6 protein-coding genes and 3 pseudogenes are annotated in these 14252 nt (G+C 60.1%); 7 read left to right on the top strand and 2 right to left on the bottom strand.

Features of this window, described 5'->3' with window-relative positions; translation table 11 throughout:
• Nucleotides 1-16: 16 nt before the first annotated feature.
• The 7 genes and pseudogenes from C475_RS23455 to C475_RS19175 all read left to right on the top strand — a co-directional run bounded on the left by C475_RS23455 (nucleotide 17) and on the right by C475_RS19175 (nucleotide 11560).
• On the top strand, nucleotides 17-760 hold the full coding sequence (locus C475_RS23455) for a hypothetical protein (protein WP_152436529.1): 744 nt from the start codon (nucleotides 17-19) through the stop codon (nucleotides 758-760).
• Between the two features lie 97 nt (nucleotides 761-857).
• Nucleotides 858-1400 (top strand): annotated as a pseudogene (locus C475_RS25010) (IS6 family transposase); the annotation flags it as partial.
• Between the two features lie 152 nt (nucleotides 1401-1552).
• A pseudogene (locus C475_RS25375) lies at nucleotides 1553-2377 on the top strand (pentapeptide repeat-containing protein); the annotation flags it as partial.
• 98 nt (nucleotides 2378-2475) lie between these two features.
• A complete protein-coding gene (locus tag C475_RS25000; protein ID WP_235728486.1) occupies nucleotides 2476-3108 on the top strand; it encodes a potassium channel family protein in 633 nt (210 codons plus the stop codon).
• A 771-nt stretch (nucleotides 3109-3879) separates the two neighbouring features.
• Nucleotides 3880-6942 (top strand): outer membrane protein assembly factor BamB family protein, encoded by a 3063-nt coding sequence (locus C475_RS19180; protein ID WP_082223370.1) that lies wholly within the window; start codon nucleotides 3880-3882, stop codon nucleotides 6940-6942.
• A 423-nt stretch (nucleotides 6943-7365) separates the two neighbouring features.
• Nucleotides 7366-7515, top strand: coding sequence for a DUF7837 family putative zinc-binding protein (locus C475_RS25460; RefSeq protein ID WP_006885552.1), 150 nt, complete (start codon nucleotides 7366-7368; stop codon nucleotides 7513-7515).
• 310 nt (nucleotides 7516-7825) lie between these two features.
• Nucleotides 7826-11560 carry an ATP-binding protein gene (locus tag C475_RS19175; protein ID WP_006885551.1) on the top strand — a complete coding sequence of 1245 codons (3735 nt, stop codon included), beginning with the start codon at nucleotides 7826-7828 and terminating at the stop codon, nucleotides 11558-11560.
• Here C475_RS19175 and C475_RS23440 read toward each other — a convergent pair.
• Both C475_RS23440 and C475_RS24045 read right to left on the bottom strand, forming a co-directional pair.
• Nucleotides 11555-12223: a hypothetical protein gene (locus tag C475_RS23440; protein ID WP_152436526.1), complete on the bottom strand. Its 669-nt coding sequence runs from the start codon at nucleotides 12221-12223 to the stop codon at nucleotides 11555-11557. The two genes, C475_RS19175 and C475_RS23440, sit on opposite strands and share 6 nt — an antisense overlap.
• 55 nt (nucleotides 12224-12278) lie before the next feature.
• Nucleotides 12279-14252 (bottom strand): annotated as a pseudogene (locus tag C475_RS24045) (hypothetical protein); the annotation flags it as partial.

The following is a 14252-nucleotide window of genomic DNA, read 5'->3' as shown; positions in this document are numbered from 1 at the left end:
TTCAGAACAGTCAAAGATGAAGATGCAAAATAGATCTTTTGCGACAATTCTTGTCGGAGTTGGAGCGTTGTTCGTCGTCTGGGGGAGCATGGGATCTTGGGGTATTGGCCCTCTTGCACTTCCAGATACGAGCTTGTTGAATCCGAACGTAGTCAAAGTCATGTATCCTCCAGCAGGCTTAGCACTACTCGCTGCTGTGAGAGGGTGGGGAAAGAACAGTTGTCTCCTGTCATTTGCGGCTGGTGTATTCTTATGGCTGACCATAATAGGCCCACCAGATTACGTTTTTACCGGTGGCCGACTGAAGATATTTCTCGGAGGGCTTTCTTTCGTAGCTGCTGGTTTGATCGGATATTATCGCGGAAATCCATCTATTTCAGAATTAATCCCCAGTAGGCCTTCACCGCCGCTCGATGGGTGGGTTGCTTTCCTCGGTTATCTGATCATGACGGTTGGATGGATCCCGCTCAGCTTGGTTCCAGAGGCGCTCATATCCAATCCGGAAAATGCAGTTGTCCTACTTCTCGTCTTGGGGGCTGGTATGGCATGGTGTCTCTACTTGTGGCAACCCGGGTCTAGGATCGTATCTGGTCTGATTGCGCTTCTAATCGTGTTTATATTGATTGTTCGAGGACAGCCAGACACCTCGACGGGGCTTCGGACTTATAGGGTTGTTTTGACCGGAGCGGTAGTGTTCCTCGTCATCGCTCTTGGTGAGGTAGCCCGATCCACACAGATAGCTCGAAAAAGAAGTCATTGACTGCAAGTTTGGGATATTATCTCCGATATTTTCGGAGAGTTCAATAGTTGTGATTTAGTTGAGCGTGAAAACTGAGACGGCGAACTCCTTGGTGCCGATACCAGACATCAGCCGCCTTAGCGGACATAGTGACTGGATCGATTCGGATTTCGTGGAGCGCGAGCGGACACCAGAGCTGGCGATGGTGTTCGGTATTCAATCATACAATGCGGTCCTGTCGCTATCGAATTCCGTAGAGTTACTTAACGCCTTGATTGCCCAACAGAGCCGGAAATCAATCAACGATTAGTTCTAATAAGCCGATCTATAGTCCGAATTTGGCCGGTCCCCGAATCAAGTCGCGCTCGATGAGATAGTGATTCGGATCAGCGACCAGAAATTCAGGCTGTATGCCGCTTCAGAACGGAGACTAACGCTCTGCATCACGTCCTGCTGTTTTCCATGATCGCAACATCGTTGACCGAAATCTTGCTTTGCGGGCTGCGGGACAAACACGGTATCGGAACTACTGTTTCTCGTCTACGGTGCCCAACACCTCCAAACTGCACTACAACGGTCTGCACTCCGGTTTCAGATGCGTCGCCACGGGAATCGCACCGCCGTCGAACCGATCTTTCGAGAGGTGAACCCCCGACAGAGCGGTGTGGCGTTGCGTTCCCGACCGATGGGTCACCAGCCGAGACGCCTCGGGCCAACTGTTGTTATCGGGAGAGACACGACGAGACAGCACACTGCCTCTGGCATACACCGAAATCGGCGGTCGAAAAAACGGTATCAAACCTCCGCGCAAGCCTGGGGACTGCACCGCAAGCGACTGAGCACGCTGATCGAATCCTCCTCGATGGCGCTCAACTGCGTGGCGTTGCTCTCCCCAAGCAATCGCTCCTGGAGCGAGCAGTCCTCCGAGAGGCAGACCTATCGGGGGCGAACCTCGCTGGTAGTACTCTGAAAGGGGCGATCCTCACAGATGCGTCACTTCGCGAGGTCGACCTGACAGGCGCAGATATGATGGGTGCAGTGCTCGTCGAAGCCGACCTGACCAGTGGGACGCTCGCGCAGCTATCCGGGGACAAAGCCGTCATGCGTGGTGCTATCCTCAAAGACGCCAATCTCGAAAGGGCGCACCTATGGGATCTGACGGCACCCGAGGCAGTGTTCAAGCGGGCGACCCTCTGCGAAGCGACCATGAGAGATGCAGTGTTGCCCGGGGCATCGTTCACCGCGGGAACCTTGGAATCCGTCGATTTCGGTGGGGCGACACTGACAGATGCGTCCTTCCGACGCGCTGGTCTCCAGAATGCAGAACTCCGAGATGCCGACTTAGTGGGCGCCGATTTTCAGGGAGCCGACCTCCGGAATGCTTCCCTGACGAACGCCGACCTCACCGGCGCCAATTTCCGCGATGCTGACCTCACCGATGCACACCTCCGGGGCGCGGACCTCAGCGAGGCAGACCTGAAGGACGCAACGCTCTGCGGAGCTGACCTGAAAGATGCGACGCTTACGAGGGCATCACTGTGGAATAGCGACCTCACGGAGGCATATCTCCGGAACGCTGACCTCTCCGACGGGTATCTCCGACGCGTGGATCTCACTGACGCCGATCTTCCGGCTGCGGATCTGACTGGGGACTTGAACGCGCGGTGCTCGTTAGGACGGACCTTTTCGATGCCACGCTGTGCGATATCCGACCATACGGGGCGACGGTCGCTGACGTGCAGATCAACGAGCGCACGGCCTTCTGGCCGGCCGACGACGAAGGGTGGCTCCCATGGAGAACGCACCACCGGGCGCGGTGTGCGTACGACCCAGAGAACGCCAGAGACACGAGGACTCCAGATGGCCACGCGCATCTCCCGGCGGATTCCGAGACTGACGACCAACTCCTCAAAGCGGCAGATACGTACCGGACACTCGAAGCCGTCGCCAGGGAGAACTCGTTTCCACAGCTGCAGAGCAAGATGTTCGTGCGCCGCCAAGACGTGCAACGGCGTCGGTATCGCGTCAACGAGCAGTATCTGGAGTGGGCGTTCGCTCAGGTATCGCGAGGCCTGTTCAAATACGGCGAAAGTCTCGGTCGCATATTGGCCTGGAGCCTGGTCATTATCGGCTCGTTTGCGAGTCTGTATCTCGGCTTCGGACTTATCGAAGTGACCGGAGCGAATGCAGAACTCTCTGGCCTCGTCGATGCACTGTATTTCAGTACGCTCACCTTCACGACCCTGGGCTTCGGTAATTTCCAGCCGGCGACAACACTCGGCCGTGGACTCGTAACCCTCCAAGCCGCTACCGGCGCGATTATGATCGCGACGGTCGTTTTCGTGCTCGGACGACGGGCTGCTCGGTAGGGTTCGTTGGACGGGCCCCACGCAACGGCTGAACCACAGGTGAGTACGAGAGTCGTCCGAAGTCGCCGACTGAGACGATTCGAGAACCGGCAGGTGCCGGCGACTTCTGTTACAGTCCAATAATATAAGTCCGAGTATTCTAGTGGCAGAGACGTGTTTGATCGCCTCCGAGATATCGATCCGCAGACACTCACACCACTCGGTATCATCGCTAGTCTCGATGTGCTGATTCGGGGGATTCGAAATGTATCACTAATTGATGCGATAGAACTGGTTAGTGAGTGGGCGCTCGTTGGGACGGCGATCAGTCTCTCGAGTGGGTGGATCGGGCAGTCAGTCGGTGAACTGCTGATGTGGGTACTGTTTGCGATCGCGATCTACCTACTGGTCCCACAGTTGCTGCCTGAGTCGGTCGCACCGCTGGCACACGATCGTGTACTCATGTGGCTCCTTGCAGTCGGTGCGGTTGTAATTGCTAAGCCGTTGACCACTGTGTTCGGGTCGCTTCGGACGACTTCGACAACGGGAGTGTCTACTGGAGGGTCTGGATCGGCACTGTTGCAGACAGTGATGCTGTTCGCTGTATCCTACACGGCAGTGGTCTCGGTGTATCTGTGGCTCGGCCGGTCGGAACCGGTATTGGCAGAGCAGTCCGTCTTCCGAGATCTGCTCGACCAATTGGGAGATGATCAACGAGTCGGTTAAAACATCGAGCAGTCTGAGAACCCGACTGCCTATCGGCTCTTTACAGCCTTTGAATTGTTATCGCTAGTGAGTATTATTTCATTATCCTGTTTTATCCTCGGCGGTATCATCGCGAGTCTCGCTTCCCTGTATCCAATCCCGGAGCTACTAGTAATCGGTACGACAGTGACGGCCCAGGCCAAACGATACGTCACCACACCTGACCGGATCAAAGCCGGTTTTCTCGACACAGATCTCGAAAAGCGGCTTGGGAAGTTCGCGTTCAGGTCATTCCAAAACGACAAGGCGCACGGGCTTGCATTTGCAACGCTGTTCGTCGCACTCAGTTCGGTCGTTATGTTAGTTCAAGCTATCTCTGGGCTGAGGATATTCACCGATCGGTTGACTCGCGGAGTTGGCACCACAATGTCATGGGCTGGTACAATCCCGTCCCCAATCAAGCCGGTTGCTAACACTGCTGTCGTCGGGTCTGTGGTACTCTCGGTGGTGGGTTCACTCTGTTTACTGTGGGGATGGCTTCGTCTCGCACGGCGAAGCACTGCCTTTATCGACTCTTGGGAACGCCAGGGTATGGATATCCCCGGTAACCCGCCGAAGCCGAGCGTTAGCCGTCCACGTGCTGGCATGGCAGTTCCGGTACTCATCGCGATAGCTGCACTCCCTGCGTTGCGTCCAGAGTTGTTCTATGCCGACATCTACGTCGTACAAGCCGCATATGGAGTCCTCTGGCCGCTGGCTGTGGTCGGTGCTGGACTCTGGGTCCGGGCGACACTCCGACGGGCACCCCAAGCAGCCGTATCGGACAACTGGATCTACGGAAGTTGGTTTGTGCTGCTATATGGATGGTTCAGCTTGATCTCGGTTGCGCTACCAAGAACGAGTGAACTCGGGGTATTTGCACTAGGTATAGCTACATTCCTGGGAGTACACTACAGGCCGGACCTCAAACGGAGGTTAGAACGGAGTGGCCCCCCCTGGAGTACGGTTGCGGACGCGACAGGCGGACTGTTGCTGATCCCCTTTGTCGCCGCCATTATACTGTTTCCCGATACGCCACGGATTGTCATCTGGATGGGTTGGTTTGTGGTTGCCATTTTCGTGCTGGATCAAGTGTATGAGAACTACTACGCGGACGACTCACTCCCGATTCCGGATACCTTTGTCCACGAGTACGTGAGCGAGTTCGACAATCTCGACGAGCCAACACGGGTGCTGATAGTTGAGAGGGATCTCCCCGATGCAGTCGAAGATGAGGTCCACGAAGCGTTCCGGAGCGGTCGCAAGCGATGGCTGATCTTGGATGACGACCCCAGCATCCCGACGATACAAGCGGTCGGTGAAGAACCCCGACCCTGGCTGGCGATCGACGCCGCCGACACGGATCGGCTACCCGATATTCGCCAACAACTGACGCTAGCCGATGTCAAAACCGTCATCACGACGGTCGCGAACGCGTTCGAGCGGATTGGTGATCAGGGATTGTCCTGTCACAATATCCGACCGGAACACATCCGAGTGAAAGATACCGACACTGATGGGACGCTTGATGTAACGATCGATGGCTGTTGGCTGGAAGGGGGATGTCGTAGCGCCGTCAAGTCTCCCCAGCCGACGGCCTACGTCGCACCCGAATGCCACGAGGACCCCGAACGAGGATCCGAGCAGGCAACGGTGTACGGACTGGCAGCCTTGGCGTACTTTACCCTAACCGGCAGCCCGCCTGCTGATGTCGATCGCCTCGACGAAACTGACGACGGGACGCAGGACGAAGCACAGCCGAACCACCAGAAATCACCGTTACAGGCTTCTATCGACACGGTTGTTAGAACTGGGCTCGACCCGGAGCCCTCGAATCGTCAGCAATCGATCTCCGAATTCCGACAAGCACTAACTACAGCCCTTCACGAGGAAGTGCCCGACGAGAGTGCGTCCGGTACTGACTCGTCGACCACGAGAACAGACACGCAACAGACGGTAGACAACAGGATTGCGGGGGCGACCAAAACCGGCCGGGGAGCGAATACGTTGCGTCAGTCGGTCACACGACGAGAGGCAGTAAGCATGGCTGGTGTTGGCCTATTCGGATTCGCAGGCTACGTATACCCATCGCTGGGCGGAGCCAACGACCCTGGTATTCCGGATAGTCTCGAATACGGCTTCACGTCACGGACCGGGAAACTCCAGTGGGGATTCGAAACCGACGACACGGTGTATAACTCACCTGCAATAGCCGAGGGAACTGTATATGTCGGCAGCTGGGATGGAAACCTCTATGCACTGAACACGGCCAACGGATCGTTGGATTGGAAACTCGAAGCGGTTGGATCAGAGGTATACGGTCCCGTTGTAGCCGATAACACGGTGTTCGTCTGTGACAATCGAACCATCGTCTATGCGCTTGACGCTACCGACGGAACCGAGCAATGGCGCAAGCAGGTTGAAGCAGCTGTTACTATCCCTGTCGTCGGCGATCAGAGGGTGTATGTCGGTGCCGGCCAGGCGGTGGCACTTGACAAACAGACTGGAACGAAGCTCTGGAATCGCAATCTAGCGGACCCATCCTCACCCGTGGTCGCAAACGGAACAGCATATTTCGGCACCGAGCAAGGCGTCCATGCGCTCGATACTGAAGATGGAAGCCAGGCATGGGTCTTCGAAACGGAGGAGCAAGCAGCTGCTGCTGCTATCGGCGATGAGACGCTGTATGTTCGAACATACAACCCCCAGACTGAACACTACCGTCTCTATGCCCTTGACACGGATACTGCGACAATCAACTGGTCGATTGAGCCGGACGATTATATCACTCCGAATCCGGTTCTCGACGGTGACCGCATCTATGTCGGGTTTTTGGATCGAATAGCTGCACTTGATGCACACAGTGGAGTCGAACAGTGGGAGTTCAATACGGTAACCTCGGTCTCCTCGCCGGCTGTATCCGATGGGACGTTGTATACCGGCACCGGTGAGGCCCTCTACGCAATAGACGCAGCCGACGGAACCGAACAGTGGGCATTCGAGACTGATGATAGGATGGAGCGGCCGGTAGTGGGAGAAAATAATCTCTACGTTGGGAACGGTGACTATGAGGAGAATTCCGTCTACGCGATCGCCGTCCGCGACTGGTAGGATTCCGTTGATAGCTGACTGACTTCGGTTTCGAACCCAACAGCGATCATGTAGTGAGGTGCTTCACTATCAGATTGCGGGTCCGATACCTGTCTCTGCGAACCGAGAGAGCTGTCGACACTCGGAACCCAGCAGTCAGGCGCTCGGTGACCGGAGACCGTGACCCGAACCGCCCCCATGCGCTCGTGTCCAGTTGAATCGGATCCACTTCCGGTCCACTATCGGTTAGCATCGACATCGCACGCTGCTCTGCGTGTGACTTCCGTCGTCAAGTGGGGGTGACGGTACACCCGCCAAGTGATGGAATATTTTCACTTTCGCCCCGGTCAGCGGACCGTTAAGTGACACGAGACCAAACGATCGAACAGAGGACGCAGTCCTCGCGGGTGTCACACGCGCCCGTTCCCATTTGAAACACGACCAATGCCCCAGCACTCGGACTCGATCGGCTCGTGCCCCGAATGCGGCAGTCCCCTCCACCAGCGAGATATTCTCGTGGAGTACGACACAGACACGACCACCCGCTACTACGTGGAGTGCCCCGAGTGCCTGACGGTCGTCCACCCTGCGTAGCCCTGGGTGTCACCGTCACCAAACACAGACTCCCGAGAGCGTTGACTCCCCAATACCACGAGCCGTTGAGTCGGCCGGCGACCACCCACACCCCTGGCGGACTGGAAGGGCGAGGCGCACTCCGGGGCCCCCGGCGACGCAAGCACTGCAGCGTCGCGCGAAGCGCGCAGCGAGTCCGCGGGCCCGGAGCGGGTCGAGGGCTTCCATCGCTGTTGCCCCCACTGTGTCTCGCATCTCCCTCCCGTCCGATCCCACAACATTCAAAACAACTACACGAATCGTCTACACATACACCAAACAGGGATCGCCGATGGCCAGCGAAAACGACGAGTCGGCCCCCACCGCCCAGTCCGCTCACCTACCACTACCAGTCCCCGCTGACGACACGGCGCTTGCGACGACCGACGACCCGAGTGAGCCCGAGCCCCGCCGGTACGTCGAGATCACGCCGACGGACACGCCGCTCGCCCCACGCGCCGTCGAGCAGGCGATGGCACAGTTCCACAGCGCGCTCGACCGAGCGACGGACACGCGCCTGCGCGACCGACTACTCGGCACCCCCACCCCGCCGAGCGTCGAGTGGCTGCTCGTCGCCGACGGCCACACGGACACGAGCGTCCGGTGGCTCGTCGGCGTCACCGACCCCGACCTCCACGATGAATGCAAACGCATCTGCCGGACCGCCCTCCCGAACACCTACGAACTGCAGACGGTCGCCTGGCATCCAGAGAAGTTCACCAGCCTCACAGCAACGACCGACCACACCCGGTTGTACACGGACACCGCCGACACCGACACGCCGCCGCTGGTCGGCGTCGATATCCACGGCCACGCCGACCGACCCTGTGACTGGCAGACGCCACTCACTCCCTTCGGAGACCTGACGGGCGACCACCACCGCGGCGACGACACCCGGCGCCTCCCGCTGACGACCCTCGTCGAGACGCTCCGCGAGGCCGACGCCCCGGCCGTCTACCAGGTCCTCTGCCGACCGTACAGAAATATCACGCCCGACGCCGAGGAATACGAACTCGCCCTCGAAGACGGGCGGGCCACCCTCGGCGACAAGCTTCGGGAAGCGATCTTCCCCCAACCCGTCGACGAGGAACGCGCCTACGAGCCACCGGCCGCCGACCAACAACGCCTCGACGGTCTCGCCGACCGGGACACCCGACACACCTTCCAGGTGACCGCCCGGGCCGTCCTCGGTCCCGACGACCGTGGCCCGCCGACACGACTCGCCGAGAGCATCGCCACCGCGCTCAGTCCCGTCGCCGGTGAGTATCACGACCTCGACGCCGAGATACACGTCGACGATCCCGACGACCCCGACGGGCCAGCCAGTGACTGCTTCGAGGCACTCTGTGCCCGTGAACACGACCCCGTCGCCTACGAATCCACCTACAATCGCCTGCGCCGTCGCTTCACCAGCCCGGGCATCGTCGCCACCCCTGCGGAACTGCCGGGCCTGTGCCTGCTCGACGGGAGCGCGCTCACCCCGACCGGGCAACGAGCGGTCGGCGTCCGCAACCGCGAACGCACGGGCCTCGCGCTGCCCGAGCCGGGCAAGCTCGCTCGGTATCGCCCGCCGGGGATGGCGCTGGCCCGCCCGCTCACGAGCGACCGCCAACCGCTCGACCGGCCGCTGGTCCTGCCGCCCGCGTTCCAGCCGCGCCACCAAGTGGTCGTCGGCGACACCGGCTCGGGGAAATCCGTCCTCACGATGAGTGCAATGCTGTCGAATCTCGACGCAACCGATGGCCCCGACATCCTCTTCGACTACAAGGGCGGGGGCACCGCCCGAGAGTACCTCCAGGCCCACTACGCCACCCAGGGCGATCTGGACGACGTGCTGTATTTCGACCTGACGAGCGTCCTTCCGGCCTTCTCCTTTTTCGATATCGAACCCCTGCTCGAAGCGGGCCTCCCCCGCGAGGAAGCCCGCTCCCGCAAGACCGGCCACTACGAGGAAATCCTCCGCGGGGCGATGCCTGCCGGCCAGTACGACGACGCGACGGAGTCGCCCCGCGTCATCCGCAACCACCTGCGGGCGCTGTACGACCCCGTCCACGGCGACACCGCCTTCGCCCACTCGAAACTCTACGACGCGCTCCAGCGCACCCAAGGTGGTGAATCCCCGCCCTCCGTCTCCGAAGCCACCTTCGAGACGTACTTCGCCGGCCTGCTCGACCGCGACCGGGATGTCTTCACGAAGATCATGGGTGGCGCCATCTCCCGCGTCGAGACCATCGCGACCGACGCCCGGCTGGCACCTCTGTTCAACCACGTCCCCGAGGCTGACGACGCTCGCTTCGACTTCGGTGATATCGTCGACGAGGACTGCGTGGTGATCTTCGACTTCGGCGGGATGGAGACACGGGTCAAGCGCACGCTGACGCTCGTCCTCCTCTCGAATCTCTGGACCGCACTCAAGGCTCGCGAAGAGCGCACCCCGAGCGGCCAGGACACTCCGCAGGTCAACCTCTATTTGGAGGAGGCCAAAGACGTCGCCGACACGGAACTCGTCGACACGCTGCTCGCCCAGGGGCGCAGTTTCGACCTGTCGGTGACGCTGGGCGTGCAGTTCCTCGAACAGCTGGATTCGCCCGACCCGGCGAACAACACCTACCGCGAAGCGCTCAACGAGACGGCGACGTTCGTCGTCGGCAACGTCGCCGTCGACCGCCATCTGCCCGACGTGCTCGCGACGGGCGAGATGGCCCCCGATGATGTGCAACGCCGCCTCGGCGCCCTCGGCCGCGGCGAGTGGCTCGTCCGCCCGGGCGCGGGCTTCGGCGACGACCCCGTGCGACCGCTGCTGGGCGAGTCGCTGCCCGCCCCGCCGGGCCACCCCGCCAGCGACGATCCGATCACCGGCGCTGACCGCGACGCGTTCGAGGCGGCCGTCGACGACGTGATCGAGCGGACGGCCGACGAGGCTGGCATCGAGCTTGGTGAGCCAAGCACCGTCGACCACGACTTCGACACTGGCGACGAGACCGTCGCGATGGACGTCCCCCACGTGGACACCCTCCTTCCCTACACCAAGCGTCTGCCCGACTGTGTGGCCTACGAGGAGGCCTCGCACGTCCTCCGCTGTGGCACCTGCGAGAGCCGCCACAGTACGGACAGCCGCGGGCTGATCCAGGCGGTCACTTGCTGTCACTCGCTGGCCGCCGTCGACGAGGACGACATTCCGGTCTGCGATACGGAGTGCAAGCTGAGTCCCCAGGAGGTCGCCGACGCCGACTACAGCGCTCGGCAGCTCCTCTTCCTCCAGGTCGTCTACAACGTTCAACGGCGCCGTTACGAGCGCCCCGAGTACGACATCGTCCGCGACTCGATGGTTCGGCTCCAGGAGTACGTCAGCATCGAGAACCAGGCCATCCAGGAACTCATCGACGACGACCTGCTCCGCAAGGACACCGACCGCCCCCATCGGCTCTACTCCGTCCGTCCCGAGGGCCGGGACGTCCTCGAAGAGTCACACAGCCACGGCGCCGCCTTCGGCCACGGCGAAGGAGATCTAGACGAGTCCAGCGAGCACGTCATGGCTGTCGACCTCGTCGTCCGCTGGCTCACCCGCGAGTACGTCAACGACCCTGATTCGGCGGTGGTGACGGTCCGCCCCTACTACGACCTCCGGGAGGGGTCGGTCGACGCCGCGGCCTTCTTCGGCGACGACGAGGCGGCCGCCGACGCCGCCGACGACTTCGAGCGTCGCCGCCTCGACGTGGCCGGGCTCGACGAGGACGGCGAGATCGTCGTCACCGTCGAAGTCGAGCGCATCAACCACGACACCCGCCGGGCAGTGCCCGACGACTACGACAAGATGGCCGCCTGCGAGCCCGAGGAGGCGCTCTGGGTCGCGATGTCGACCTCGAAAGCCCACGAGATCATCCAGGCGCTGCACGACCCGCTGGACGGCGACTCCCGTATCCAGAAGACCTACTCGGAATCGACGCCTCCGAGCTCCTTCCGGATCGACCGGCCCGGTTTCACGGGGTGTTACACGCTGACCCAACTTCGCAACGAGGTCTTATGATCGGTTGAGACCGAAATGATCCAGCATCCGTAGGTAGTCGTCGGCGAATTCCAGCGGATGCTCGTGAGCCGTAAAGATGATACCGCCGTCTTCGAGTTCGACAAGTCGTGGGGCAGGTGACCGTTGGATCCGGTCGTACCCCACGGACTCAGCGAACGTAGGGGGAAGCAACTGCAACCAGTACAGTTCCTCAAGCTCTTCAGAACGAACACCACCAGTAGTTGTCCGAAGGAAGTCGGTATCCCGACGAAGATGGTCGATATGAGTTGGTCCTGCCCCGATCAGATAGCGGGGGGAATAGCCTGCCGCACTGGAGTGCAGGTACAATAAGCGAACGAACTCGAAGAGGTCATCAATCTTGGTTGCCCGTTCGTCAGCGGAGAGGCTTGGATGTTCGAATTCCGTTCCCTCTATCGAGACGAGTAAGTGTGGGAATTTCGGCAATCCAGGCACCGAACTCCCGAATACCAGGGAAAGATGAACCGATCGAAACGCTGCCGTCAGAAAGACGTCCTCGTCCGTCGCAAGCTGACGTCGGAGTTCCGCTGGTGGTGTGCTACATTCAAACTCATCGAGTTCCAGCAATCGCTGATATACCGTGAGTTGAGCGTCGTCGTCGAACGGTTCGTCGTAGAGTGCGTATAGTTCGAGTGTATCAACCATGAACGTGTGCCTCCGAACCGAATCGGTATCGACTGCTCGTTAGCCGGTTTGGTCTTCAGCTTCCCGTCTTATAAACTGATTCGAAGACCACTTCGCCGCCATTGGCTTCGATCGTTTGTCGGACTGGGTCGCTGATATCTGCTGGGCTGTTCACCACAAATCGAATCCCACTATCGATATCCTCGACCGGGACATCTTTGCTTTGAGACAAGAAAAATCGGAATCGGATGAGTTTCCGTAGAACATCTTGCTTCTCGACGTTCCCGCTTTTCATCTCAACGAGAACTTCGTTGCTATCGGTCACAGCGTCAAATTCATACGAATCACTGACGCTGTCGAACCGTTGTACGCTCGAACTTCCGCCCCGCTCAAATACTGTGAGTTCACCGCTAATATCTGCACCACCGTTGAGTTGACCTTTATCATTGACCTTCGTGATCGTTGCCGGATCGAGTACTTCAGCGTCAGCAATGACTTCGTAGATTCCACCTTTGACGTTGTTCGTATCGCCAGCACGGAGATTGTCGACACGTGAAGCAATATCACCATTTACCAGGCTGGCCAGCCGGTCCGGTTTTTGATCTTCTAACTGCTTCAGCGCCTTCGCATACCGCTGAGCAACCTGTGGAGTCATCTCGTCGAAGCCAGGCGCTTTGTAAACAGCGACAGTGATTGCCTCCCGCATATCATCGGAGCGACCAACTGTCGATGAGAGGAACGCATCGATAGTCTCAGCGTCGAAAGCATTCAATAGGTCCCCACCGCTGTCTGTCCGTCGAAGCAACGTCGCGCCCTCCTGAATTCGACCCGTGTCCAGAACGACATCCAACGTTCGTGGGTCAAGATCGTCGGCCAACGTTGCGATATCATCGACACGGCCAGAGACAACGGCATCACTCGCACGGGAAAGCGCGTCGCCACTTCCTCCGGTATCGGCATGGGACAACTGCTTCAGGGTCTTTGCATTGTACGCATCGGTCAGTTGATCGGCGTTGCTTCGGTCGGCGACCTTCCGCACGACTAACCGCTGCTCGGCTCCAGCGAGGCCGTCGAAACCGTCGATCCGTGTGGTCAGCTGGGCGACCTCGTCGGCCGTCGCGTCGACCCGCGGCAAGACGTCTTCGAGCGCCCTGGCGGTGTCCCCATCGAGGCCTGCTTTGACTAGTTTGCCGCGTTGGGCGCCGCGCCTGATATCGTCGGCAATGCCAGGCGATAACCTGCTGGAAATTTGTGGGAAGGCGGCGCTGAATCTGCTACCGATCTTCTGGTCGAGCACGCGTCCGACGCTGGTCGCCGTCTCGGGCGCGTACTTGACGAACCGTGCGGTAATCGTCGCAACGTCGCTGATGTCTTCGGCCGTATCGACCGCGAAGCTGCCCGCCCCGAGCGCGGCGCCGAGCCCGGTCGGCGCGGTCAACGTCCCGACGACGGTCCCGATACTCCCACCGGCGCTGATGACCGCGCCGCCGCAGTCGAGGACGTTCGTACCGATATCACTGTTCAAGACGAGACAGTCGCGCGTGTCGGCTGCCACGTCGACGGTCGGTGCGATGCTCGCCGTCAGCCAGCCGCCGTAGTACTCCAGGGTCTTCGAGCCGTCGACCTCGTAGACCACGCCGGCGTCGCCGAGTACCGCTCCCTTGATCGCGTTGCCCGCCACCTCGCCCGAGGCGTCGACGAAGTCGACGTCACCCGACGAGGACGCCTCGCTCTGGGGCACCAACGGTTGGGGGTCTTCCCCGTCGTCGAGGCCGTCGTTGTCGGTGTCGGCGTCGATCGGATTCAGCCCGTCGAAGACGACGATCTCCTGGTAGTCCGTCAGCCCGTCGCCGTCCGTGTCGGGGTCGTTCGGGTCGCTTTTGATCTTGTAGCCGGCGTCGTTTTTCTGGGTCAACCGCAATTCCTCGCCGTCGCTGAGGCCGTCGCCATCTGTGTCGGGATCGTTCGGGTCGGTCGTCGTCGTGAGGCCGTTGCCCAGCGGGATCGTCCCGTTCTCGATGCTGTCGACGACGCCGTCGTTGTCCGAATC

The sequence above is a fragment of the Halosimplex carlsbadense 2-9-1 genome (genome assembly GCF_000337455.1).
In the GTDB taxonomy this organism is placed as follows: domain Archaea; phylum Halobacteriota; class Halobacteria; order Halobacteriales; family Haloarculaceae; genus Halosimplex; species Halosimplex carlsbadense.
Note: the sequence above shows the minus strand (reverse complement) of the source record. Positions and strands in the feature narration are given on the sequence as shown.